This is a genomic window from Curtobacterium sp. C2H10, from assembly GCF_025407985.1.
GTDB lineage: Bacteria > Actinomycetota > Actinomycetes > Actinomycetales > Microbacteriaceae > Curtobacterium.
Window position 1 is genome coordinate 33,901 of sequence record NZ_JABXGF010000002.1, and the last position, 22,788, is coordinate 56,688.

Sequence of the window (22,788 nt, forward strand, 5' to 3'; positions counted from 1 at the left end):
CTCTCCGGGTGCGTCTCGTCATCGCCCGCTGCTCCGTCGACTACGCGGGCCGGCTCTCAGCCCACCTGCCGCTCGCGACCCGTCTGCTCATGCTGAAGGCCGACGGTTCGCTGCTCGTCCACTCCGACGGCGGCAGCTACAAGCCGCTCAACTGGATGAGCCCGCCGTGCTCGATCGAGATCACCGAGCCGGACGAAGAGCAGTCGAGCGCCGGCATCACGCAGGTGTGGACGGTCACGCAGAAGAAGACGCAGGACAAGCTCATCGTCTCCCTGTACGAGGTCGTCTCCGACGAGTCCCACGACCTCGGCGTCGACCCGGGCCTCGTGAAGGACGGCGTCGAGGCGCACCTGCAGCAGCTCCTCGCGGAGCAGATCGAGCTCCTCGGCGACGGCCACACGCTGGTCCGCCGCGAGTACATGACCGCGATCGGCCCGGTGGACATCCTCGCCCGCGACGAGGCCGGGGCGAGCGTCGCCGTCGAGATGAAGCGGAACGCCAACATCGACGCGGTCGAGCAGCTCACCCGGTACCTCGAGCTCATGAACCGCGATCCGCTGCTGCGGCCGGTGCAGGGTGTGCTCGCCGCGCAGACGGTGGCGCCGCAGGCGCGCACCCTCGCCGAGGACCGCGGGATCCGCGTCCTCGTGCTCGACTACGACGCGATGCGGGGCATCGAGGGCGGCCACACCCGCCTCTTCTGAGCGGTCGGACTGGAGGCGCGGCTCGCGTCCGGCGGTGACGCCGCGCCCGCCGGGCGGTCGCCACCAGGGCCCCGGCTAGGCTGAGTGGGACATGACCAGCCCGTTCTCCGCCATCCTCTTCGACCTCGACGGCACCATCAGCGATTCCGCGCCGGGCATCCTCGAGAGCCTCACCCACACGTTCCGGAAGGTCGGGGTCCCCGTGCCGGACCACGCGACGCTGCTGTCGTTCGTGGGCCCGCCGATCATGGACACCTTCACGACGGCGATGGGCATGGACGCCGAACAGGCCGAGCACACGCTGTCCGTCTACCGCGAGCACTACTTCTCGCACGGTGCCCTCGACTCGACGATGTTCCCCGGGATCGACGTCGTCCTGCGCACCCTGCACGACGCCGGGCTGCCGATCTCGACCGCGACGAGCAAGCCCGAGACCCCGGCGACGTACATCCTCGAGCACTACGGCCTCACCGGCGACATCGACATCATCACGGGTGCCAGCGACGACGAGGTCCGGTCGTCGAAGGCCGACGTGGTCGAGGAAGCACTGCGCCGGCTCGACGCCCGCGGGTTCGACACGAGCCGTCCGGTGCTGATCGGGGACCGCCTGCACGACGTCCAGGGGGCGGCCGTGCACGGGGTCCCGACGATCTTCGCCGAGTGGGGCTACGGCTCCCCCGCCGAGGCCGAGGGCACCATCGCGCAGGCTGCGACCCCGCTCGACCTGCTCCCGATCCTGCTGCCGTCCTCGTGACGACCGGGGCGGGCGGCCGGACCGCGGCGGGACTGCGCGGTGCCGCCTGGCTGCTGCCGGCAGCCATCGTCCTCATCGCGCTGAACTTCCGCGGGCCGATCGTCGCGACGGCCCCGGTCATCGGCGACGTCCGCGTGGACCTCGGTCTGACCGCGACGGTCGCCGGGCTGCTGACGACGATCCCGGTCCTCTGCTTCGCGCTCGCGACGCCGTTCGCCAGCTGGGTCATCGCGAAGGCCGACCCCGAGCGCGCGGTGTCGCTCTCCCTCGTCATCGTGCTCGTCGGCACCGTCGTCCGCTCGATGCCCTCGTCCGCGGCGCTGCTCGTCGGCACCGCCGTGATCGGCATCGGCATCACGATCGGCAACGTGGTGATCCCCGTCGTGATCCGGCGGGACACCTCGCCCGAGCAGGTCGGCCTGGTCACCGGCGTCTACACGTCCGCGCTCAACGTCGGGTCGATGATCACCTCGCTCGGCACCGCGCCGATCGCCGCGAGCTGGGGCTGGCCGGTCGCGATCGCGGTCTGGGCGGTGTTCGCCGTGGTGGCCGGTCTCGCCTGGACCTACGCGGTCGGTGCCCGGGCCGCGTGGCGCCGCCCGACGGCGTCCGAGCCCGTCGTCGAGACGGGGCCGATCGACCAGGTCCTGGGCACGGGTGCGATCCGGACGGTCGACGGCGGTGCGGGGTCCGCGCAGGTGCGCCCCGCTCGTCGGCTCATCACCTGGGGGCTGACCCTCGCGTTCGGCGGCCAGGCGTTCTCGTACTACGCCCTCACCGCGTGGATCCCGACGCTGCTGCACGACGAGATCGGCTTCTCGAAGGCGTCCTCCGGGGCGAGCTCGTCGGTGTTCCAGATCCTCGCGGTCGTCGGGGCGCTCGGTGTCCCCGTGCTCGCGGCGAAGTGGCGTCCCCGCGCGATCATCGCCCTCGTCGCGTTCCTCTGGCTCGCGATGCCGCTCGGGCTGCTGTTCGCCCCGCAGCTCTGGCTGCTCTGGTCCGTCCTCGGCGGCGCGGCACAGGGCGGCGGCATCACGGTGATCTTCATCGTGATCGTCCGGATCGTGTCGAGCGACGCCGACGCGCGGCGGATGTCCGCGTTCGTGCAGGGTGGCGGGTACCTGCTCGGTTCCGCGGGGCCGCTCGTCGCCGGTTCGTTGCACGGGATCACCGGCGACTGGACGGCACCGTTGCTCGTCGTGCTCGTCGCCGTGCTGACCCTCGGGATCGTGGGGACGTTCGCGGCCCGACGGGTGGCCTGAGTCCACCGGGCCGCTGCCGTCGGGGCCGCTGTCCGGCCCACTGCGGTCCGGCCTGCTGCCGTCCGGCACGCTGCTGCCTGAGACCCCGTTCCGGCTCGACCGGGGATCCGCTGGTGCGGCCCGGTCGCACCCGCACGTCGTCTCAGCGCCGCGCGTGACTTCGGGGCGAGCTGGCGGCACCGTCCCGGTCCACCGTCATCCCGGGCGGCCAAGGTCCGGAGGGTGGACACTCGACGACCCGCACGGTGGCGGGACCAGCCGCTCGCGGCACGCTGCGCCCTGCTCCTGATCGCGGCCGGCATGACCGTGCTGCTCGGGTGGAACCTGGCCCGCGGCGGTGACTCCGGGTTCTACGAGGCGTCCGCCCGGTCGATGTCCGAGTCGTGGCCGGCGCTCTTCTCCGGCGCGTTCGACCCCTCGGCGACGATGACCCTCGACAAGCTCAGCGGGTTCGCCGTTCCCCAGGCGCTCAGCATCCGGCTGTTCGGCGACTCCACCGCCGCACTCGCGCTCCCCCAGGTCGTCGAGGGTCTGGTCACGCTGTGGGCCTGCTCGCTCGTCGGACTCCGGTGGGCCGGGGTCGGGACGGGGCTCGTCGCCGCGGGTGCAGCGGCGACGACGCCGATCTTCGTGTCGATGTTCGCCCACCCGATGGAGGACGGCATGGTCACGGCGGCCCTGGCAGTCGCCCTGCTCTGCTGGCAACGGGCGGCGATGACGGGCCGGTGGTGGCCGCTCGTCGCCGCCGGGCTCGCGGTCGGCGTCGGGTTCCAGGCGAAGATGCTGCAGTCGTGGTTCGTGCTGCCCGCACTGGTGCTCGGGACGCTCGTCGCCACGGCCGGCCGGGACGGCACCCGACTCGGCACCGGCGCCCGCATCGGTCGCGCGGTGGTCCTCGGTGCGGTGTCGGTCGCGGCGTCGCTCGCGTGGGTGGTCGGGCTGGCCCTCACCCCGGCGGGCGCCCGACCCTGGATCGACGGCTCGACCGACGACAGCCCGTTCGCGATGGTGTTCGGCTACAACGGGATCGACCGGTTCCTGCCGGGAGCGGTGCCCGGCTCCGTCAGCACGACCGAGGGTCCCGCCGCCCGGCCAGCGCGCCTCGGCGGTCCGGGCGGCGTGACGAAGCTCATCGAGCCGCACCTGGCGTCGCAGGTGGCCTGGCTCCTGCCCGCAGCCCTGTTCGCGGTCGTGCTCGCCGGCGTCCTGCTCCTCGTCCGCCGGTCCGGCACGCGGGTCGGCAGCGTCTTCGGTCGGGCGTTCGACACCCGTGCCGGTTCGGCCACGCTGCTCGTGGTCACCGTCTGGCTCGTGACCGCGGCCGTCGTGCTCTCGGTGGCGAAGGTGCCGCACACCGCGTACGTCGCTGCGGTCGGTGTGCAGCTCGCCGTCCTCGCAGCCCTGGGGTGGCGCGGCGCCGTCGGTCTGGTCCGGGCGCATTCGGCGTGGCTCCGGGTGGTGCCGGTGCTCCTGGCGACCGCGCAGCTCGCGTGGTGGGCGTTCCTGGCCCGAGGTGCCGCGATGCCGGAGGTGCTCGCGACGCCGGCCCTCGTCGTCGGGGTCGCGGCCGTGCTCGCGACGGTGGTCGCGTTCCTGTGGCGACCACGCTGGGAGGGGACGCGCGGGCCGGGCCGGCACCGCGCCTCCCGGGCCGCGATCGCCCTGGCAGCCGGACTCGCACTCGTCGCCGGCCCCGCGGCCTTCTCGCTGCAGGCGCTCGACGCCGCACGCGACGGGAGCGGGAGCGACGCCTCGGTCGGATCGTGGGTCCCGCGCTGGCGGGTTCCGGACGGTCGGGCCGAGGCCTTCCGGGTCTCCCGGCCGGACTGGTGGGGTGGGTCCTCGGCGCCGTACCCGGTCGTGTTCCGGCACCTCGTCCGGACGGCGCGGCGCCTCGACGGGTACCGCGCCAGCGTGCCGCTCTTCCTGACCGACACGTGGCGCATCTCGTCGCCGGTGATCGACGCGACCGGGCTGCCGGTGCTGACCGACGGCGGGTTCTCGGGGACGGTGCCGGTGTTCACGGCGCGGCAGGTGCGGCAGCGGATCGCCGGCGGACTCCGGGTGCTGGTGGTGCAGGCCGGGGCGCCCCGGACCGATCCGGTGCTGCGGGCGGCGCTGGCGGGAGGCTGTCGGGCGGTCGCCGACGTCGACCCGGGGGCGCGGGTGCCGGCGCACCCGTGGGCGGTGACGGGCATCGGGTGGACGGTGTGGCGGTGCGGGCTGCCGGGCCGGTCGGTGGACCGGCTGGGCGGGCCGGCGGCGCCGCGGGCGCGGCCGGGGACGCGCTCGGCGGAGTCGCGGGCGGGGTCGAACCACGAATCCGACATCGAACCGCGCCGATCACGTGGTTCGGTGTCGGAATCGTGGTTCGACACCCGACCCGCCGCCGCCGGCGCGGGCCGCGTCAGCCGGCGAGCAGCACCTCGCGCAACGACATCGGCCGGCGCCCCGTGACCCGCTCGACGTCGCCCGACACCCGCGCGAGCGCCCCCTCGGCGATCGCCGTGTAGGTGCTCACCCACGCGTCCGCCTGCCACGGCTCCGGGTTCCACTGCGCGCGCGAGGCGTACGCCTCCTCGAGCGTCTCCGGGTGGTAGGTGACCTCGCGCCCACGGACCTCGGACACGGTGGCAGCCGCCTCGTGCAGGGTGATCGCCGCGGGCCCCGTCAGCTCGTACGTCCGGTCGAGGTGCGCCGCCGGGTTCCGCAGGACCTCGGTCGCGACCCGGGCGACGTCGGCTCGCGCGACCGCTGCCATGGCCCCGTCGCCCGCCGGTCCACGGATCACGCCGTCCTCGCCGACGAGGTCCTCGACGAAGTCCAGGTAGAAGGAGTCCCGGAGGAACGTGTACGCCATCGAGGTCGCCCGGATCGCCTCCTCGGTCGCCCAGTGGTCGCGACCGAGCGTGAAGGTCGCGTCCGCCGCCGCGCCCACGAACGACGTGTAGACCACGTGCCGGACGCCGGCCGTCGCGGCAGCGGAGACGAACGAGCGGTGCTGGGCGAGACGGTCCACCGCCTCGGCGCCGGAGACCATGAGCAGCAGGTCGACTCCCTCGAGCGCCGCGCGGCTCGCCTCGGCATCGCCGAACGACGCGATCGCGACCTCGGCTCCGGGGAGATCCGGCGCCCGGGAGGCGTCCCGCACGATCATCCGGAACGGCACACCGCCGTCCGCCAGGGCGCGCGCCACGGCGCCGCCGATCTTGCCGGTCGCGCCGGTGAGTGCGATGGTCATGGTCGCTCCTGTCGTGGTCGTCGCTGGGGTCTCGTGGTCACGTCCGGACGGTCCTGGAGGCGCGGATCACCGTGGGAGCGACCCGCACCGCGTTCACACCGTCGACCTCGACCGCCCAGGTGCGGGCCGCCTCGTGGTCGCGGCCGTGCCGCATGTGCCGGCCCACCAGACGATCGACGCGCACGGTGTCGTCCACGGCGCAGAACCACGTCTCGGTGAAGAGGTCGGCGAGCGCTGCCCAGGGATCGCTGTCGTCGAGCAGGTAGTTCCCCTCGGACACCACGAGCCGGGTGCGCTGCGGGACGGCGATGCTGCCCGCGACGGGTTCGTCGACGCGCCGGTCGAAGTCAGGTGCCCACACCACGGCCTCGTCGCCTGCGACCAGCCGACGGACGAGCGCGACGTAGCCGTCCCCGTCGAAGGTGTCGATCGCGCCCTTGCGGTCGTGGCGGCCGAGGGTGTCCAGCGCCGTGTTCGCCAGGTGGAACCCGTCCATCGGGACCTGCACCGCGGTGCCGGCACCGAGCGCTGCGTCCACCCCCGCGACGATCCGGCGTGCGAGCGTCGACTTGCCGGCACCGGGAGCGCCGGCGATGCCGAGCACGGTGCGCTGCCCGTCCGTGGCGAGCCGGATCGCGCGGTCGACCGCGTCGTCGACGGACATCTCGGGCGGGAGCACGGCTTCATCCTGGCAGAGCGCGCCGACACCGGTCCCGGGTGGTTCACTTGCCGCATGGTCGATGCGACGAAGGCGTTCAGCGGGTTCTCGGTGCGTGACGTGCCCGAGGCGAAGGCGTTCTACGAGGACGTTCTGGGGGTCGAGGTCACCGAGGACCACGGCATGCTCTTCCTGCAGCTCGGCGACGGGCACGGCGTGCTCGTCTACCCCAAGGGTCCCGCGCACGAGCCGGCGTCCTTCACGGTGCTGAACTTCCCGGTGCCGTCGGTCGACGACGCCGTGGACGAACTCGCGGCGAAGGGTGTGACCTTCCTGCACTACGAGGGGATGACCGACGAGAAGGGCGTGAACCGCAAGGGCGGCCCGCTCATCGCGTGGTTCACCGACCCCTCGGGCAACGTGCTGAGCGTCCTCGAGCAGTAGCGGGAGTCGCGCGACATTCTGTATGCAGAAAGCTCGCGTGCTCGTCCGAGGCCGTCCTACGCTCGCTCTCCCGACGAAGGAGAGACCGCAATGCTGATACGAATCGCCGATCACGACGAGCTGCGTGCTGAGCGCGCCGAGTTGTACCGCAAGTGGAACTTGGACGAACGTGAGTTCGCCCCCATCGAGGCGTGGCGAGACCTCGATGTCGACGAGTACTGCGCCCGCGAGACACTCGACAACATCTCGTTCCTGCTGGGCGACCGCAGTCGGCCACGGCCCTGCTGAAACGCACCGGCCCGCATCCGGGCGGGTCAGCGGGTCAGCGGGGCAGGACGCCAGCCCAGCCGAGGGCGATCGGCACGACGAGCCCGTGTCGCCGGTGCGGCAGGTCCGCGATCGGGATCCACGCGGCCTCGTCGGTCGACCCGTCCTCCTCGGAACGCAGCGCCCCGCCGGTGATCGACGCCCGGAAGACCACCTGCACGGCCTTCATCGCCCGGCCGTTCGCGTGGATGCGACGCTCGGCCGGCACGATGTGGTGCCGCACACCGAGCAGTTCCCCGACGGACGCCTCGTACCCGGTCTCCTCCCGGATCTCCCGGACGACGGCCTGCTCGACGCTCTCGTCGAACTCGACCCCGCCGCCGGGGAGCGTCCACGTCCCCGCCTCGGGGATCCGGAGCTTTGCGAGGAGCACCCGGTCACCGTCGGTGATCACGCCGTAGGCGGCGAGCCGCGTGTCGTAGTCCGTGTACTCCATCAGCCGACCATGCCAGGTGCGTGCGCCGACGTCGGCGAGCCGCGCCGCGCCTCCAGGACCGACGCGCCAGGACCGGACTACCGTGACCGGCACCGACGCACTCCCGGACGGTGACGATGACGACCTCGACCCCGACGCCCCTCGGCGCGATCACCTGCCTGCCCGCGAACGAGGCGGCGTGGACGGACCTCGAGCTGGTCTTCGGCGAGCGCGGCGATCCGGCGCACTGCTGGTGTCGGTGGTTCAAGGCCTCGGCGGCGGAGTTCCGGGCGATGCCGAACGACGAACGCCGCGAGCGCTTCCACCGGGAGACCGGCTGCGGCGACCCCGCGGCACGCACGACGACCGGAGTGGTCGCCTACCGTGACGGCGAACCGGTGGGGTGGGTGGCGGTCGAACCCCGGCCCGGGCTGGTTCGGCTGCGCGGCGCGAAGGTGCCGTGGAGCGGGCGTGACGAGGACCCCGACGACCCGGCGGTCTGGGTGGTCTCGTGCTTCGTCGTCCGGCGGGGCTTCCGTCGGCAGGGCGTCAGCCGCGCGCTGCTCGGCGGGGCGGTGGACCACGCGCGTCGATCGGGTGCGACGGCGGTCGAGGGGTACCCGACGGAACCGGCTCCGGGTGCGACGGACGGCGGCGGCGCGATGTTCGTCGGACCGCGGTCGGTGTTCGAGGCGGCGGGCTTCACCGAGGTGTCGCACCCGACACCGCGTCGCTGGGTCTACCGGAAGGACTGCTGACGACCAGGCCCGTGTCCGCTCAGACGGTCGCGGCGGCAGACGCCCAGCCGACCCGCATCCGTGCCACCGCGCGGTCGAACCCGGCGAGGGGATCGGCGTCGTCGCGGAGGAGCGACTGCAGCTGCAGCCCTTCGTAGAGGGCGACGAGCTGCTCGGCGGCGTGCCGGGGCGAGGTGCCGCGCGGCTCCCGTCCGGCGACGACGTCCCGCACGAGGGCGAGCGTCACGTCCTCGAACGAGCGGGTGTACTGCCCGCGGAACCAGCCGGCCGCGGGGTGGTCGGGGCTCGAGGCGGCACTGAGCAACGCGACCCGGAGCCGGACCAGTGCGGGGTCGTCACGGCCGACCTCGAGTCGCGCGCGGAGGTACGCGACCGCGCCCGAGCGCTCGGCGACGACCCACAGCGCACGACGGCTGCCGTTGTTCCACCGGTCCATGACGGCGACGACGAGGAGCTCCCACAGCGGGTAGACCCGTCGGACCTCGGCTTCGGGGACCTCGGCGTGAGCGGCGACCTCGGCGGGACCGACCGTGTGGAAGTCCGACGCGCGGTACGCCTCGATGGCGCCCGTGACGATGCGGGCGCGCAGGTCGGCGTCGGACTCGGGCATGCCGTCGATTCTCCGGGGGACCCGGCGGCCCCGCGAGTCGCCAGTTCAGGGGTGGTACCAGGCGCACCGCGCCAGCCCAGCCAGAGGGGCAGGTACCCGGCGCCCCGTCAGCCCCGGTCGAACGTCAGCGTCTCGTCGTCCGCCGCGGTGACCCGACCGGTCCGCGCGAACTCCGCCCAGATCGCCCGGAAGGCCCGCCCGCGCCGCTCGACCTCGGGCCAGTCCCGCTGCGGCACGAAGCGCGAGCCGGCCCAGGCCTCGCGACCGCCGAGCAGCAGCGGCAGGTCGCTCATGTGCACGGCCCCGGTCGGCTGCACGGTCACGCCGCGGTGCAGCCGGTACGAGGTCGCCCGACCACCGGCGGCCCGGTGCCGCGCGGCGAACCGACGGACGTCCCGCCCGTAGATGACCTCGGACAGCGGGCGCACGAGCAGCCAGCGCAACAGCGGTCGCACGGCTCGCACCCGGGCGAGTGATCGCAGCCCGGGGATCAGCGGCACGTACATCGCGGTCTCGTCCGCACCGGAGCCGATCAGGACGTCGACGTCCGGAGCCGCGTCGCGCCAGGCCTGCCCGGTGTCACGCTCGGCGGGGAGCGGCGCGAACCCGTACTGGGTGCCGTAGGGCATGCCTCCGGGCAACCCGAAGGGCGCAGCGGCGCGGCTGCCGAGGGCCTGGCGATCGAGCACCTCGTCGAGCGGGGTGTCCGGGAGCACGGCCCCGACGGCCCGGACCATCGCCCGGTTCATCCGCGCCCGACCCCGCGACAGCCCGAGCGGTGCACTCTGGACGATCACCCGCCGGAAGAGGCCGGCTGCTCCGTCGCTGATCATGAGGTGGGCCGCGGCGTCGCCCCCGGCGGACTGCCCAGCCACGGTGACGAGGTCCGGGTCACCACCGAAGGCCGCGATGTTCGCCTGCACCCACCGCAGCGCCTCGACGAGGTCGAGCAGCCCGAGGTTCGCCGGGACGGTCTCCCCGTCGCCGAGGAACCCGAGCACACCGAGCCGGAACGTCACCGAGACGAACACGACCCGCTGCTCCGTGACGAGGTCGCGCGCGTCGTAGATCGGCAGGTCACCGCCGCCGATGACGTAGGAGCCGCCGTGGATCCAGACGATGACGGGCAGCCGCTCGCCCGGCCGGGCGTCGGCGGGCACCGTGATCGACAGCCGCTGGCAGTGCTCGTCGACGACGAGGCCCGCCACCGGGTGGAGCAGCTGGTCGACGAAGGTCGCCTGCGACTGCGGCGCCACGGGCGACGGGGTGGTCGCCGGGAACGGCTGGGCGAACGCGGGGACCGGCTCCGGGACCGCGAAGCGCTCGGCGCGGGCGTAGGGGATGCCGAGGGCTCGGACGACACTCCCGTCCGCGACGCCGGTGATGCGTCCGGCAGGTGGGTCCCAGGTCAGCGAGGCGGCGTCGAGCATCCGTCCACGCTAGCCAGCGTGACCAGTGGACGGCCTGGAGGGACGGTGCGGGCCCGCACCGCGCCTCCCGTCCCGCAGTCCCTCCGTCACTCGCGGCGCACGACGGGCCGCAACGAGCCGGACGCGGCGAACGCCGCGACGAACAGCACCGCCACCAGCCAGAGCGCGCTCAGCGCGCCGACGTGCTCCGCGATCGCACCGATGACGGGCGGACCCGCGAAGTTCGCGAAGTACCCGATCGAGGCGACCACGCTGACACGGGCCGCCGGGTTCGGGCCACTCTGCGCCGCCGCCGACATCCCGAGCGGGAAGCCCATGGAGACGCCGACCGCCCAGAGCACGACGCCCACGAGCGTGAGCCACCAGCTCCCGCCGACGATGAAGAGCACGGCGCCGACGATGCCGAGCGCGGTCGTCCACCGCACGGTCCGCACTCGACCGAGCCGGTCCACGACGGGTCCGGCGAAGACGCGGGTGGCCGCCTCGGAGACGGCGAACACCGTGAAGAACAGCGCACCGACGGCGGCGGTCTGCCCGTGACCGTCGGTGGTGGCGAGGGCGAGCCAGTTGTTCGCCGAGCCCTCACCGAGTTCGACGCCGAGCATGACCACCCCGATGAGGAGCAGTCGGACGTCCGCCCACCCTCGTGCCCACTGCCGGAGTCGCTGCCGGGAGGTGAGCGTCGTGTCGTGTTCCTCGGCACGGGTGCCGTCCGGGATGCCCCGCATCGCGAGCACACCGACCACGAGGATGACGACGGCCTCACCGAGGAGCTGCGCCGACGGGGTGATGCCGAGCCACGCGCAGAGGGCGGCGATCCCGGCGCCGAGGGCCGCGCCTCCCGACCAGGCCGCGTGCATCAGCGGGAGCAGCGTGCGACCGGCGAGCGCCTCGATCGCCGTGCCCTCGACGTTCGCCATCACGTCCAGCGAGCCGATGCCCGCCCCCGCGACCACGAACCCGACCGCTGCCAGCGGGACGGAGTGGAGCGCGGCTGCCGTCCCGATGACGGCGATCGCGACCGGGACCAGCACGACCACCGCGGTGAGCGCCCGGCGCCCGCCGAGTCGGCGCAGCAGCGGGGCCGCGCTGAGCAGGCCGCCGATGGACCCGATCGTGACCCCGCCGAGCATGAGCCCGATGGTCCCGACGTCCACACCGAGCTCGAGCCGGAGCTCGGGCAGCCGCGGACCCCACGCAGCGAGGCTCACCCCACCGATCGCGAAGGCGATGACGATGGCGTTCCGCCACCCGGCGAGCTGTCTGCGGTCCTCGTCGACCCCGAGCTGGTGCATCCGGCTATCGAACCCGCTTGATGGGGATCACCACAAGGGCGCCGAGGAGTGCGACGACACCCGCGGCCCAGCACATGAGGACGTAGTTGTCGGCGTGCGAGCTGCCGATGGACAGGAAGAAGAGCGAGATCGCCGGCGCGAGTGACTGGGGCAGCGCGTTCGCGATGTTGATGACGCCGAGGTCCTTGCCCGGACGGTCGGCGTTCGGGAGCACGTCGACGACGAGTGCGGTGTCGATCGCGGAGTAGATCCCGTACGCGAAGCCCATGATGACCTCGGCGACGTAGAAGCCGTTCACGGTCTCGGCGTGCGCGAGGACGACGAGGCCCACCGCGAAGAGGGCCGTCGAGCCGCCGACGAACACCTTGCGGCGACCCAGCTTGTCGGACGCCCACCCCGAGAGCGCCGCGCTGACCAGGAGCGCGATCGTGTAGAGCAGCACGCCGAACGCGACGGCCTCGGTGGCCTGCTTCGCGTCCTCGATGCCGATGTGCTCCTGCATGTAGAGCAGCCGGTACGTCGTGAACATGAACGTCGCGAGGATGATCAGGAAGCGCGACCACCACGCGAACGCGAAGTCCGGGTTCTTGATCGGGTTCGTCCAGAACGACGAGATGAGGTTGAGGAACGTGAACTTCTTGAGCGTGTACGTCGGCAGCTCGTCCCGGGCGACGACCGCGTAGACGGCGACGAGGATGATCGCCAGGATGCCGGGCGCGATGAACAGCACGGGCAGGTTCGCGACGAAGAACACCGACAGGTAGGTGCCGGCGAGCACGGCGAGGTTCTGCGCGAGCGCGATGATGCTCGACGACCGGCCGCGCTGGAGCTGCGGGACGTTGTCGGCGAAGCTCGCCAGCAGGGTGGCGAGGGTCGCGTTGGCGGCGAGCTGGGCGAGCAGCCACGCGAGCGTCAGGTTGAGCACGTCGGGTGCGTAGGCGATCCAGGCGAGTGCGATCGCGAAGACGACGACACCGCTCATGAGCCATGGACGACGCCGGCCCCAGCGGGTGCGGGTGCGGTCGGACAGCGCGCCGGCCAGGGGGTTCATGATGAGCGCGCCGAACGCACCGATCGGCAGGACGGAGCCAATGACGTTCGCGGCGTCGTCCCCGACCAGGGCCTGCGCCTTGAGCTGCATGCTCACGTAGACCGGTGCCATGAGCGCGACGAAGAGGCCGAACTGTCCGAGGAACAGCGCGATCTGGTAGCCGATGCCCACCCGCATCGTGCTGACCGGCTGCGTGATGCCCTCTTCGGGGTTCAGCAGTGCCGGGCTGCCGGGTTCGGGTGTGCTCATGACGCCTCCTTGAGTCGATGCTTCGCCGTCCAAAACCGTCTTGCGCACGGTTTTGACTGGCTGAGCATACATCGACAGGTGTCGTTCATGCAGCAGCGTGCGTCACGGAGCGCAGCAAAAACTACACACCGGGTGGTTTTTGGGGTAGCGTCGTCATCGATCTCGCCGTGGAGCATCGCTCCTCGACGGACTGCGACACCCGGTGCTGCGACACCCGGTGCCGCGACACCCAGTCAGGACCGAAGGAGCCTCACGCAATGCCCACCACCTCTGTGCAGCTGTACTCGCTGCGCGACGCCATCGCGGAAGACCTCGACAAGGCGATCGCCCGTGTCGCCGAGATCGGGTACGAGAACGTCGAGCCCTACGCGTTCGTCGAGCGTGCCGCGGACCTCGAGCGCGCCTTCGCCGCCACCGGCCTGAAGGCCCCGTCCGGCCACGTCGCCGTGATCGACGCCGAGGACACCGCCCCGATCTGGGACGCGGCCGAGCGCCTCGGCATCCAGACCGTCATCGACCCGTTCATCCCCACCGACCGCTGGCAGACCGCCGACGATGTCGCGAAGATCGCCGAGCGCGTCAACGTCCTCACCGCCGAGGCAGCCTCGCGCGGCCTCAAGTTCGGATACCACAACCACCAGTGGGAGTTCACGAACAAGGTCGACGGCCGCACGGTCTACGACCACTTCGTCTCGCAGATCAGCCCGGAGACGGTGCTCGAGCTCGACACCTTCTGGGCGACCGTCGGTGGCGCCGACGCCCCCGCCGTCCTGAAGTCGCTCGGCGACCGCGTCGTCGCGATCCACGTCAAGGACGGCAAGGTCGACGGCGACATCCTCACCGCGCTGCCCTCGTCCGAGAGCGCACTCGTCGTCCCCGAGGCGCTGCAGCGTGCCTTCGAGAACCAGACCCCCGCCGGTCAGGGCGACGTCGACGTCCCGGCCATCCTCGCCGCGGCGCCGCAGGCCATCCGCGTCGTCGAGTTCGACGCGTACTCCGGCGACGTCTTCGAGGGCATCACCGAGTCCCTCGCCTGGCTGAAGGACAACGACAAGTGACCCGTGTCGGGATCGGCATCATCGGTGCCGGCAACATCTCCACGCAGTACCTGGAGAACCTGACCAAGTTCGCCGACGTCGAGGTCCGGTTCGTCGCCGACGTGCTGCTCGACCGCGCAGCGGCCCAGGCAGCGGAGTACGGGGTCGGCGCGTCCGGCTCGGTCGAGGAGCTCCTCGCACGCGACGACATCAGCATCGTGATCAACCTGACGATCCCGGCGGCCCACGCCGAGGTCGACCAGCAGATCATCGACGCCGGCAAGCACGTGTGGAGCGAGAAGCCGATCGCGACCGACCACGAGTCGGCCGCCGCGGTGCTCGCCTCCGCTGCGTCGAAGGGACTCCGGGTCGCGACCGCGCCGGACACCGTGCTCGGCGCGGGCATCCAGACGGCGCTCCGTGCCATCGCCCGCGGTGACATCGGCGAGCCGCTGACCGCGACGACGCTGTTCCACGTGCCCGGACCCGAGGCGTGGCACCCGAACCCGGACTTCCTGTTCGCCGAGGGCGCCGGTCCCCTGTTCGACATGGGCCCGTACTACGTGACGACCCTCGTGCACGCGTTCGGCACCGCCAGCCGCGTGCAGGCCGTGTCCTCGAAGTCGCTCGACCGTCGCACGATCGCGTCCGGCCCCCGCGCCGGCGAGACGTTCCCGGTCGAGGTCCCCACGCACCACGCCGCCCTGATCGAGTTCGCCGGCGGGCAGTCCGCCCAGTCGACGTTCTCGTTCCAGCACGCGCTGCCGCGCATGGGCTTCGTCGAGATCAACGGCACGCTCGGCACGATCTCGCTGCCGGACCCGAACACGTTCGAGGGCTCGTCGCAGCTCTGGCGCTACGGCCAGGAGGAACCCGAGACCCTCGAGGCGATCGGCTCCACCTGGGGTCGTGGCACCGGGGTCGTCGAGCTCGCGCGCGCCATCGCCGAGGACCGTCCCGAGCGTGCCTCGGGCGCGGTCGCGCTGCACGTCCTCGACGTGCTGCTCGGCATCCGCGACGCGGCGGCGTCGGGTTCCGCGGTCGACATCACGTCGACGGTGGACCGTGTCCCGCCGCTGCCGGAGGACTTCGATCCGTCGGCTGCGGTGCTCACCGCGTAGGTTCCCGCTCCGCAGGACGGCCGGCTCCGACAGGGGCCGGCCGTTCTGCGTACGGGGGAGCCAGGAGGCGCGGTACGGCTCCGGTGCGTCGGCTACGGCCTGCGGTCGCGAGCCGCTCGCGGAACGCTACGCAAGGCCAGGTCCGCTCGTCGCCATCCCTGTGAGTACAGCGGCGGCGGCGAGCAAGAACCCGATGACCATCACAAGCATCGGCCACTTCCGCGGCGGGAACTCGCGCCCCGGACGGAAGTTGATACCGCAGTAGACGACGCCTGCTGCGAACGGCACTGCGCCCACGACGAACATCGTGATCAGCAGGATCTTCATGCCACAGCCCGATCTGTGTCGCAACAGATGTTCATCTGCGGCGACCTCGGAAGATCGCGAGAGCTCCACCGACCGCAACCAGCGCTCCCACGATGACGATCCAGACACCGAAGGGCATCCCTCCACCCGGGTTCATCCGTCGACCCTACCGGATCACGAGGTCGTCGAGCCGTGCACGAGTGTCGGTGATCCGGACACCGCTCCTCGTGGCGGACCCGGCTGGTGTCGCCGGTACCCGTGATCTCCGCTGCAGCGTTCCCGATGCCGTCAATGACCCGCATGCTTTATTGTCGACGTCTGTCCGGATCCTGACTTGATCGTCGCCACACCGTTACCGAAGCGACCCCAAAGGAAACTGCCGCCAGGGCCATCACGAGAAAGATTGGGACGTCAGAACTCCCAATTGAAATCAGGAGCCCAATTAGAATTGCAATTGCTATGGCGGCCAGTACAGCGCTGAAGGCACGCAGGGCGATTTTCTTGGTCATGCGTACTTCACTCCACCGTAAAGCGCGCCTCCGATACCGGGTACCAATGCACTCACCAACCCGGTCTTGATCCCTGTAAAGAAGGCGGATTGCGTGTCTTCGCCGTTTACGTAGGCAGTCTGCGCAGAGCCAATTCCAGACCCGAGGATGCCCCCGACATAAGCTCCCGCGGCACAACCAATTGGGCCCAGAGTGCAGCCAACTGCCCCAACAAAGAGTGTCGTAAGCCCTCCCAAGATTGCTCCCTGCGTGTCAGCGCTGAATCGGCCAACCGGATCGGCCCCGTTGATGGGGTCATCGCCGGCGTATGCGTATCGGTTGGCGTTGGTGGGACTGAGGGGTGCGTCGAGGGTGTCGCGTTGGAGCCAGCCGCCGGTGAGGTTGGACTGCCACCGGTACCCGAACTTCGTCAGCCCGTTGTCGGAGCTGGACGAGCGGAGCCCGACCTTGAACCCGTACGGGTTCTGCAGCCACTGCGCGCTGGTGCCGCCCCGAACCGTTTCCGCGCCGTAGGGGTCATAGCTGACGGTGTAGGCGGTGTTTCCGGTGTCCGCGATCGCTGCTGCGGGGTTCCCGATCCCGTCGATGACCCACATGCTCGTGACAGTGTCGGTGGTTTGCAGGTCCATCGGCTGTCCGGTGGTCGGGTCGCTGATCACGGACGCCGTCCCGGTGCCGGCGATGGTGCGGCTGGTGATCACGGGGACGCCGTGCTGGTCGGTGGTGCCATACGTGTAGTCGTACTCCGCGCCCCCGTCCGTGGACTGCTTGAGGAGCTTGTTCATGTCGGCGCCGGCGTACTCGTACCGGGTCGTGACGCCGGTCTTCGTCGACGCCGTCAACTGCTGCGCGTCGTTGTACGTGAACGTCGCACCCGGTGCCGCGGTGAGGTTCCCGACCCCGTCGTACGCGTACCCGGCCGAGGTGATCTGCCCGACCGCGTTGTACGTCAACGTCTGCGAGCTCGTGCTGTCACCGGTCTGCTTCGCGGTGAGCCGGTTCCCCGCCGCGTCGTACGTGTACGCCCACGTCGTGTTCGTCGCACCGCCAGCCTGAGCGGCCTTGCTGAGGCGGCTGTTCGAGTCGTACGTGTACGACGTCGTCTTCTGCCCGGCGCCGGGCGCCTCAAGCAGCTTGCTCCGGCTGTGCTCGCCCGCCGTCCAGAGCGACCTCCCTCCTCTGTCCGCCTCGACAGAGTCGCAACGCGGGCAGCCAACCCCATCGAAACGGAAGCAGGGACACGATGTCCCTCAAGCATCAGTCCACGACGGGCACGAAGAAAGTAACGGGGGTCGATGCTAACCCTGCCGAGGTGGTTGATGGTGAAGAATAACAGCAGTCACGATTAGCCCGATCACGATCATCTCGAACAGGAAAAACCAGTTCTTGAATTCGGGGCTAGAAATAACGCCACTATCGCACCAATGCCCACAATGGTAGCGCTCGCGAGCAAGAAAGTCGAGGCCCTCACGGGACAAAGCTGCCTACGACACTGTCGAAAACGGAGGACGCGGGGCCGAACCTATGCGGGGCGACTTGACGCGCCACGCTTCCAGTCGTCAAACGTTGAGATTATCTCTCGCTTCATCCGACCGTCCGGGGTTCTGTCGTCTGGGGTGGAGTAGCCTAGCGCGAGCGCTATTATCGCCTTTTTCCGACGACCCGCCTGAAGGTAGATTAGTTTTGCGCCATCCTCAATGCCGACGGCATTGCGATAGTTTACCCGCTTCTGAGAAAAGAAGCCTGTGATGATCATCTCTGTCGGGAAGAAGGTCACTTTGAGTGACAATATTCGCCACCAAAGAGCAGCAGATACGCCTACGAGCAACATCGCTCGGATGTCGAAGAAGCTCACGACGGCAGCGAACAGTAATAAGGAACCGAAAATTATCGAAATGGCAATTCGCACTTTCAGCGAGAAGCCAATTTTTACCGGATTCACTTGTTTTTTCGACTAGATGCCGCTGCGTACACGATCGCTGCAACGATAATAGGGACCATGACCCATGGTAGCCATGGCAACACTGATGCGCCCATCGATTACTCTTCCCTTTGTTAGCTAACTGCGGCGCTTTGCGCCATCTCAATCCCGCCGTAAATACCTGAGGCTACGGTGCTCGCTGTCCTCCCGACGTTGAGCACAGCCGGGCTTGCGACAACACCGAACCCCAGCGATGCCGTACCGAGGACGGCTGCCCCAGCTACCTCGCTTGCCGACCCACCGTTCTCCGCAATTGACCAGGTATTCGCGACCGAACTCAAGCCGCCGAGGATGAGACCAGCCGGACCCCCGACCCCGGTGGCGGTTGCCGCAAGACCGCCAATCGCGAGTGCCGTACTTGCGATGCCCAGCGCGTTCCCGAACGTGCTTCGACCGGTTGGGTCGCTGCTGTTGATAGGGTCGTCGCCGGCATACGCGTATCGGTTGGCGTTGGTGGGGCTGAGGGGTGCGTCGAGGGTGTCGCGCTGGATCCATCCGCCGGTCGCGGTGGTCTGCCACCGGTACCCGAACTTCGTAAGCCCGTTGTCGGTGCTGGACGAGCGGAGCCCGGCCTTGAACCCGTACGGGTTCTGCTGCCACTGAGCGCTCGAGCCGCCGTTGACGGTCTCCGCCCCGTAAGGGTCGTAGGAAACCGTGTAAGCAGTGTTGCCGGTGTCGGCGATCGCTGCCGCCGGGTTCCCGATGCCGTCGATGACCCACATGCTCGTGACACCGTCGGTGGTTTGCAGGTCCATCGGCTGCCCTGTCGTCGGGTCGCTGATCACCGACGCCGTGCCTGTGCCGGCGACGGTGCGGGATGTGATGCCCTTGCCATATGTGTAGTCGTACTCCGCTCCCCCGTCCGTGGACTGCTTGAGGAGCTTGGTCATGTCGGCACCGGCGTACTCGTACCGGGTCGTGACACCGTTCTTCGTCGATGCGGTCAGCTGCTGCGCATCGTTGTACGTGAAGGTCTCACCCGGTGCTGCGGTGAGGTTCCCGACCCCGTCGTACGCGTACCCGGCCGAGGTGATCTGCCCGACCGCGTTGTACGTCAACGTCTGCGAGCTCGTGCTGTCACCGGTCTGCTTCGCGGTGAGCCGGTTCCCCGCCGCGTCGTACGTGTACGCCCACGTCGTGTTCGTCGCGCCTCCGGCCTGCGCAGCCTTGGTGAGGCGGCTGTTCGAGTCGTACGTGTACGACGTCGTCTTCTGCCCGCTGCCGGGCAGGTCGTTGCGGGACCACTGCAGCTTGTCGCGGTCGTTGGCCTTGTCCGCTGCGCAGTCGCTGCTGGTGGCGGCGCCAGCGATGTAGCAGTAGAGGGTGTTCACGACCGGGGTGGCGTCGTTGTCGCCGGCCCAGGCGCGGACACGGGTGACCGTGCCGGAGGAGTCGTAGTCGATGTGCTGATGGCCCTGCCACGACGCCGGCTTCACACCAGGCGTTGCGGCGCTCGATGCGCCGAGCCAGGTGTCGGTGCGGCGGCCGTGGTCATCGGTGAGGTAGATCTGCTTCGCCGTTCCGGCATCGGTCGGGTACGTGGTCGCGGTGAGCACGTTCGACGGGTCGTAGCTGTGCGTGACGTCACCGTGCTGGTCGGTGACGCGGACCGTGTTTCCCGCGAGGTCGTACCCGTAGGACACGGTTCCGCCGCCGGCGGTGTTGACCGTGGAGATGAGCCGGTTGCGTTGGTCGAACGTGTTCGTGATGGTCCCGGTCGCGGACTGCTGGGTGAGCTGGTTGCCGTTGCCGTCGTACGTGTTCGTCACCGTCAGAGCACTGTCGGCGAACGTGGTCGTCAGGAGCCGGTCGTCGTTGTCGTACGTGTACGACGTGGCACCGCCGCCACCGTCGGTGTGGGACGAGACGCGGCCGAACGCGTCGTAGGCGTACTTCTGCTGCCCGACCGTGTTCGCCGGCGCGTCGATTGTGAACAGCTGGTTGTACTGGTCGTAGCCGTACGTCGTCTTGACCGTGTTGCCCGGAGCGGTAGCGGACTTCACCGCACCCCAGGCGTACTTGTCGACGTCCTTCTTGTTGTACTCGAGCTTCGCCTCGGCAGCTTCCGGACCCGTGCCGGTGCCGGTCGAGGTCTGGTTCCCCGGACCGTCGTAGGTGAACGAGGTGGTGTTGCTCGAGGAGTCCGTGGTGGAGGACGGGAGGTACTTCGCCGACGCGCCGGATGCGTCGTACGCGGCATTCGACTTCGAGCCGGAGCTGCTCGAGGTCTGTGTGAGCGACTGGCTCTGGTTCTTGCCGTACTCGTTCGACGACGTCGATGCCGGCAGCTCGCCCGACCCATCAGCCTTCCCGACGGTCGAGGTGGCTGTGCCGTTGTTCGCCGAGTTGTACGTCTTGGACCGTTCACGCCCCGCCGCGTCGACAGCCTTCGTAACGAGGTCCCCGGCGTTCAGCGTGTACGTGGTGTGGTCCGCGGTCGCGACGGGCTGCGACTGGTTCGAGCGGGGGTCGGCGACCTGGGTAGTGTCACCGTCCGTGTACGCGAAGCGGGTCACCGCGGTCCCCGGGGACCCGGCGGTGGTGTTCGCCTGCGACACCTTCGTGACCCGCTTGGTGGAGTCGTACGTGAACGAGGTCACCCCGCCGGTCGGTGCGGTGATCGAGGTGAGGTCCCCGCTCGTGTACCCGAACGTGGTCGTCGCACCGGTCGCGTCCGTGTACGTCGTGATGTCACCCGCGGCGTTCTTCGTCCACGAAACGCTCCGCGACGACGAGCCGGACGTCTGCGTGAACGTCGTCTTCCCGTTCGCGTACGACACGTTCGCCGTCTTCGCGCCATCGGTGCCGGCAGTGGAGACCAGGGTGCCGAGCGAGAACTTGTCCGCCGCCACGTTGAAGCTGACCTGGTTGCCGTTGCGGTCGTTGACCGACTTGGGCTGGCCGCCGAGGGTGAAGTGGATGACCTGGTTCGTCGTCCACGACGTCAGCGTGTACTCCCGCGTGTCCGCGTTCGCGACCCGCGCCAACGTCATCTGCAGGCCTGGCGGGGACGTGAACGCACCAGCGGTCCCGGTGGGCTTGAACTGCCACGCCGTCCCGACCGCGTCCGTGTAGACCACACCCGCAGCGTTCGCCGACAGGTCCCCGGCACCAGCGAGGGCGTACTGCCACCGGTTCGCTTCCATCGTGTTGCTGTTCGCCGTCGTCGTCGACCGCGAGTTGTACGCAGCACCGATCGTCGTGCTCTGCGTCACACCCGGCAGGGTCAGCGCACTCGTGGTGACGAGCAGGTTGCCCGTGCCGACGTCGACGCTCGCGTTGGTCTGGTCCGAGATCGGGAACGGCAACGTCGTCGCGGACGTCCGCTGCCCGGTGACGTTCGTCGACACGGGTCCGCCCGGCAGCCAGTTGTAGGTGCCCTGCAGGTCGAGCACGAAGTCCGTGGTCCCCGAGGAAACGTTCTGGATCCGCACCTTCCCGTTCGACCCCACGGGCAGGATCGCCGTCGTCGTCCGGATCGACGACGTCGGCGCGTACCCGATGACCGCCCCGGTGGGCTCGGAGGAACCGTCCGCCCATGCCTTCGCGTACCCGCCGGTCGTGCCCGAGTGGATCGCCGTGACCGTCACCGCGACCGCCGACAGGCCACCCTCGACCGTCCCGATGCCAGCAACTCCCGCGACCTGCACCGCGACCGACGCATTCGCCCCGACGCTCGAGGACGTGCGGGTGTCGACGATTCGGCCCGTTCCCGGAGTGAACCCGCCACCCGGATTGCTGGGGACGAAGTACCCCTGCACGTCGACCTGGATCTGCACCGTGCCACCGTCGGGAGCGTTGTCGATCGTGATCTTCCCATCGGAGCCGACAGCGACCTGCGCGCTCATCGCCGTGGTCAGCTTCGTCGACGGGTAGTTCAACGACCCCGTGCTCTTCGGCCCATCGGACGGCGACGGACGCACCCACCCGGCCCCACCGCCGGTGTTCTGCACCACGACACTGACCGCGACCGCGGCCGCGTTCGTCGGAACGCCACCCTTGCCGGTGACCTGGAACGTGATGCCGTCCCCACCCGACAGGGCACCCTGCCGCACGTTCGTGCCGTCCGCCGTGTTCGCGATCCGGGTCCCGGACAGCGGAACGAACCCGCCAGCGCCGACACCGTTCGCCGTGGACGTGTAGTAGCCGGTCACGTCCAGGATCACCCGCGACTGCGCAGTCGTCGTGTCGATCCGGATGGATCCGTCGTCCCCGACCGCGAGCAACGACGTGTTCGACGTGTTCCCCGCCACTCCGCTGCCGTAGATCATCAGCAGCGTCGGCCCGTCGCTCGACTCCGCTCGACCCTTCAGCTGCCCGGTGCCGTTCGCGTCCGCGACCGTCGCCAGCACACTGATCGCGCCGACACCGTCAGCGGGGATCCCCTTCACCCCGGCGACCGGCACCGTCGTCGACGACCCGGCAGGCGTGGCGCCGTCGAAGATCCTGGCGTTGGTCGGCAACGGCACGAACTGCCCACCCGTACCCGTCGCGACCGCCTGCGCCGGAGCAGGTGGCGAGACCACCGCCAACAACGACCCCAGCAGCGCCACCAACGTGACGACGGCCAGCACGACCCAACGAGAACGAACAGACAACGGCGACGTCGCGAACACGCGCAGAACCCCTCAACAGG

General features: G+C 70.1%; 21 protein-coding genes. 10 read left to right on the forward strand and 11 right to left on the reverse strand.

Annotated features, from left to right (window positions below):
* The first annotated feature begins 8 nt into the window (after nucleotides 1-8).
* The 4 genes from nucS to HWD93_RS01360 all read left to right on the forward strand — a co-directional run bounded on the left by nucS (nucleotide 9) and on the right by HWD93_RS01360 (nucleotide 5,177).
* Nucleotides 9-704 (forward strand): endonuclease NucS, encoded by a 696-nt coding sequence (nucS, locus tag HWD93_RS01345; protein WP_070417381.1) that lies wholly within the window; start codon nucleotides 9-11, stop codon nucleotides 702-704.
* A gap of 91 nt (nucleotides 705-795) precedes the next feature.
* A complete protein-coding gene (locus HWD93_RS01350) occupies nucleotides 796-1,458 on the forward strand; it encodes an HAD hydrolase-like protein (RefSeq protein WP_071302228.1) in 663 nt (220 codons plus the stop codon).
* Nucleotides 1,455-2,720, forward strand: a complete 1,266-nt coding sequence (locus HWD93_RS01355) for a CynX/NimT family MFS transporter (RefSeq protein ID WP_261645807.1) — start codon at nucleotides 1,455-1,457, stop codon at nucleotides 2,718-2,720. Before HWD93_RS01350 ends, HWD93_RS01355 begins: the two co-directional genes overlap by 4 nt.
* Nucleotides 2,721-2,942: 222 nt before the next feature.
* Nucleotides 2,943-5,177, forward strand: coding sequence for a glycosyltransferase family 39 protein (locus HWD93_RS01360; RefSeq protein ID WP_261645808.1), 2,235 nt, complete (start codon nucleotides 2,943-2,945; stop codon nucleotides 5,175-5,177).
* On the opposite strand, the gene HWD93_RS01365 is transcribed toward HWD93_RS01360, so the two are convergent.
* Both HWD93_RS01365 and HWD93_RS01370 read right to left on the reverse strand, forming a co-directional pair.
* Nucleotides 5,128-5,961, reverse strand: coding sequence for an SDR family oxidoreductase (locus tag HWD93_RS01365; protein WP_261645809.1), 834 nt, complete (start codon nucleotides 5,959-5,961; stop codon nucleotides 5,128-5,130). The two genes, HWD93_RS01360 and HWD93_RS01365, sit on opposite strands and share 50 nt — an antisense overlap.
* Before the next feature lie 37 nt (nucleotides 5,962-5,998).
* On the reverse strand, nucleotides 5,999-6,625 hold the full coding sequence (locus HWD93_RS01370; protein WP_261645917.1) for a nucleoside/nucleotide kinase family protein: 627 nt from the start codon (nucleotides 6,623-6,625) through the stop codon (nucleotides 5,999-6,001).
* Nucleotides 6,626-6,694: 69 nt separating this feature from the next.
* Between HWD93_RS01370 and HWD93_RS01375 the strand changes: the two genes are divergently transcribed.
* Both HWD93_RS01375 and HWD93_RS01380 read left to right on the forward strand, forming a co-directional pair.
* The gene (locus tag HWD93_RS01375; RefSeq protein ID WP_071302231.1) at nucleotides 6,695-7,063 is read left to right on the forward strand and encodes a VOC family protein; all 369 of its coding nucleotides are present in this window, start codon (nucleotides 6,695-6,697) and stop codon (nucleotides 7,061-7,063) included.
* A gap of 90 nt (nucleotides 7,064-7,153) precedes the next feature.
* A complete protein-coding gene (locus tag HWD93_RS01380) occupies nucleotides 7,154-7,351 on the forward strand; it encodes a hypothetical protein (RefSeq protein WP_092385707.1) in 198 nt (65 codons plus the stop codon).
* Nucleotides 7,352-7,385: 34 nt separating this feature from the next.
* Here the strand turns inward: HWD93_RS01380 and HWD93_RS01385 are convergent, their stop codons facing one another.
* Entirely contained in the window at nucleotides 7,386-7,826 is a 441-nt protein-coding gene (locus tag HWD93_RS01385) for an NUDIX hydrolase (RefSeq protein WP_070417388.1), read from the reverse strand.
* A 116-nt stretch (nucleotides 7,827-7,942) separates the two neighbouring features.
* Here HWD93_RS01385 and HWD93_RS01390 point away from each other — a divergent pair, with 116 nt between their 5' ends.
* The gene (locus HWD93_RS01390; RefSeq protein WP_261645810.1) at nucleotides 7,943-8,563 is read left to right on the forward strand and encodes a GNAT family N-acetyltransferase; all 621 of its coding nucleotides are present in this window, start codon (nucleotides 7,943-7,945) and stop codon (nucleotides 8,561-8,563) included.
* 19 nt (nucleotides 8,564-8,582) lie between these two features.
* Here HWD93_RS01390 and HWD93_RS01395 read toward each other — a convergent pair whose 3' ends face one another.
* The 4 genes from HWD93_RS01395 to HWD93_RS01410 all read right to left on the reverse strand — a co-directional run bounded on the left by HWD93_RS01395 (nucleotide 8,583) and on the right by HWD93_RS01410 (nucleotide 13,198).
* Nucleotides 8,583-9,173 carry a TetR/AcrR family transcriptional regulator gene (locus tag HWD93_RS01395; RefSeq protein WP_070417389.1) on the reverse strand — a complete coding sequence of 197 codons (591 nt, stop codon included), beginning with the start codon at nucleotides 9,171-9,173 and terminating at the stop codon, nucleotides 8,583-8,585.
* Between the two features lie 107 nt (nucleotides 9,174-9,280).
* Nucleotides 9,281-10,603: a carboxylesterase family protein gene (locus tag HWD93_RS01400; RefSeq protein ID WP_261645811.1), complete on the reverse strand. Its 1,323-nt coding sequence runs from the start codon at nucleotides 10,601-10,603 to the stop codon at nucleotides 9,281-9,283.
* 86 nt (nucleotides 10,604-10,689) lie between these two features.
* Complete coding sequence (locus HWD93_RS01405) at nucleotides 10,690-11,898, reverse strand: MFS transporter (protein ID WP_261645812.1); 1,209 nt, start codon at nucleotides 11,896-11,898, stop codon at nucleotides 10,690-10,692.
* A 4-nt stretch (nucleotides 11,899-11,902) separates the two neighbouring features.
* The gene (locus tag HWD93_RS01410; protein ID WP_071294300.1) at nucleotides 11,903-13,198 is read right to left on the reverse strand and encodes an MFS transporter; all 1,296 of its coding nucleotides are present in this window, start codon (nucleotides 13,196-13,198) and stop codon (nucleotides 11,903-11,905) included.
* 257 nt (nucleotides 13,199-13,455) lie between these two features.
* On the opposite strand from HWD93_RS01410, the gene HWD93_RS01415 reads away from it, so the two are divergent.
* Both HWD93_RS01415 and HWD93_RS01420 read left to right on the forward strand, forming a co-directional pair.
* Nucleotides 13,456-14,256 carry a sugar phosphate isomerase/epimerase gene (locus tag HWD93_RS01415; RefSeq protein ID WP_175473648.1) on the forward strand — a complete coding sequence of 267 codons (801 nt, stop codon included), beginning with the start codon at nucleotides 13,456-13,458 and terminating at the stop codon, nucleotides 14,254-14,256.
* A complete protein-coding gene (locus tag HWD93_RS01420) occupies nucleotides 14,253-15,356 on the forward strand; it encodes a Gfo/Idh/MocA family protein (protein WP_071302235.1) in 1,104 nt (367 codons plus the stop codon). The genes HWD93_RS01415 and HWD93_RS01420 overlap by 4 nt, the downstream gene beginning before the upstream one ends.
* Before the next feature lie 126 nt (nucleotides 15,357-15,482).
* On the opposite strand, the gene HWD93_RS01425 is transcribed toward HWD93_RS01420, so the two are convergent.
* Both HWD93_RS01425 and HWD93_RS01430 read right to left on the reverse strand, forming a co-directional pair.
* Nucleotides 15,483-15,683 (reverse strand): hypothetical protein, encoded by a 201-nt coding sequence (locus HWD93_RS01425; RefSeq protein ID WP_261645813.1) that lies wholly within the window; start codon nucleotides 15,681-15,683, stop codon nucleotides 15,483-15,485.
* 484 nt (nucleotides 15,684-16,167) lie between these two features.
* Entirely contained in the window at nucleotides 16,168-16,956 is a 789-nt protein-coding gene (locus tag HWD93_RS01430; RefSeq protein ID WP_261645814.1) for an RHS repeat-associated core domain-containing protein, read from the reverse strand.
* On the opposite strand from HWD93_RS01430, the gene HWD93_RS01435 reads away from it, so the two are divergent.
* Complete coding sequence (locus HWD93_RS01435; protein ID WP_261645815.1) at nucleotides 16,955-17,227, forward strand: hypothetical protein; 273 nt, start codon at nucleotides 16,955-16,957, stop codon at nucleotides 17,225-17,227. The genes HWD93_RS01430 and HWD93_RS01435 overlap by 2 nt on opposite strands.
* Nucleotides 17,228-17,693: 466 nt before the next feature.
* Here the strand turns inward: HWD93_RS01435 and HWD93_RS01440 are convergent, their stop codons facing one another.
* On the reverse strand, nucleotides 17,694-18,026 hold the full coding sequence (locus HWD93_RS01440; RefSeq protein ID WP_261645816.1) for a hypothetical protein: 333 nt from the start codon (nucleotides 18,024-18,026) through the stop codon (nucleotides 17,694-17,696).
* A 200-nt stretch (nucleotides 18,027-18,226) separates the two neighbouring features.
* On the reverse strand, nucleotides 18,227-22,726 hold the full coding sequence (locus HWD93_RS01445; protein WP_261645817.1) for an RHS repeat-associated core domain-containing protein: 4,500 nt from the start codon (nucleotides 22,724-22,726) through the stop codon (nucleotides 18,227-18,229).
* Nucleotides 22,727-22,788 lie beyond the last annotated feature (62 nt).

Bases quoted from the DNA above. Each gene is read 5' to 3' on its own strand.
- HWD93_RS01350 (WP_071302228.1), top strand. From the start codon at position 796: ATGACCAGCCCGTTCTCCGCCATCCTCTTCGACCTCGACGGCACCATC.
- HWD93_RS01395 (WP_070417389.1), bottom strand. From the start codon at position 9,173: ATGCCCGAGTCCGACGCCGACCTGCGCGCCCGCATCGTCACGGGCGCC.
- HWD93_RS01435 (WP_261645815.1), top strand. From the start codon at position 16,955: ATGTCGGCGCCGGCGTACTCGTACCGGGTCGTGACGCCGGTCTTCGTC.
- HWD93_RS01390 (WP_261645810.1), top strand. From the start codon at position 7,943: ATGACGACCTCGACCCCGACGCCCCTCGGCGCGATCACCTGCCTGCCC.
- HWD93_RS01375 (WP_071302231.1), top strand. From the start codon at position 6,695: ATGGTCGATGCGACGAAGGCGTTCAGCGGGTTCTCGGTGCGTGACGTG.
- HWD93_RS01380 (WP_092385707.1), top strand. From the start codon at position 7,154: ATGCTGATACGAATCGCCGATCACGACGAGCTGCGTGCTGAGCGCGCC.
- HWD93_RS01385 (WP_070417388.1), bottom strand. From the start codon at position 7,826: ATGGAGTACACGGACTACGACACGCGGCTCGCCGCCTACGGCGTGATC.
- HWD93_RS01430 (WP_261645814.1), bottom strand. From the start codon at position 16,956: ATGAACAAGCTCCTCAAGCAGTCCACGGACGGGGGCGCGGAGTACGAC.
- HWD93_RS01370 (WP_261645917.1), bottom strand. From the start codon at position 6,625: ATGTCCGTCGACGACGCGGTCGACCGCGCGATCCGGCTCGCCACGGAC.
- HWD93_RS01415 (WP_175473648.1), top strand. From the start codon at position 13,456: ATGCCCACCACCTCTGTGCAGCTGTACTCGCTGCGCGACGCCATCGCG.
- HWD93_RS01405 (WP_261645812.1), bottom strand. From the start codon at position 11,898: ATGCACCAGCTCGGGGTCGACGAGGACCGCAGACAGCTCGCCGGGTGG.
- HWD93_RS01400 (WP_261645811.1), bottom strand. From the start codon at position 10,603: ATGCTCGACGCCGCCTCGCTGACCTGGGACCCACCTGCCGGACGCATC.
- HWD93_RS01365 (WP_261645809.1), bottom strand. From the start codon at position 5,961: ATGACCATCGCACTCACCGGCGCGACCGGCAAGATCGGCGGCGCCGTG.
- HWD93_RS01425 (WP_261645813.1), bottom strand. From the start codon at position 15,683: ATGAAGATCCTGCTGATCACGATGTTCGTCGTGGGCGCAGTGCCGTTC.
- HWD93_RS01410 (WP_071294300.1), bottom strand. From the start codon at position 13,198: ATGAGCACACCCGAACCCGGCAGCCCGGCACTGCTGAACCCCGAAGAG.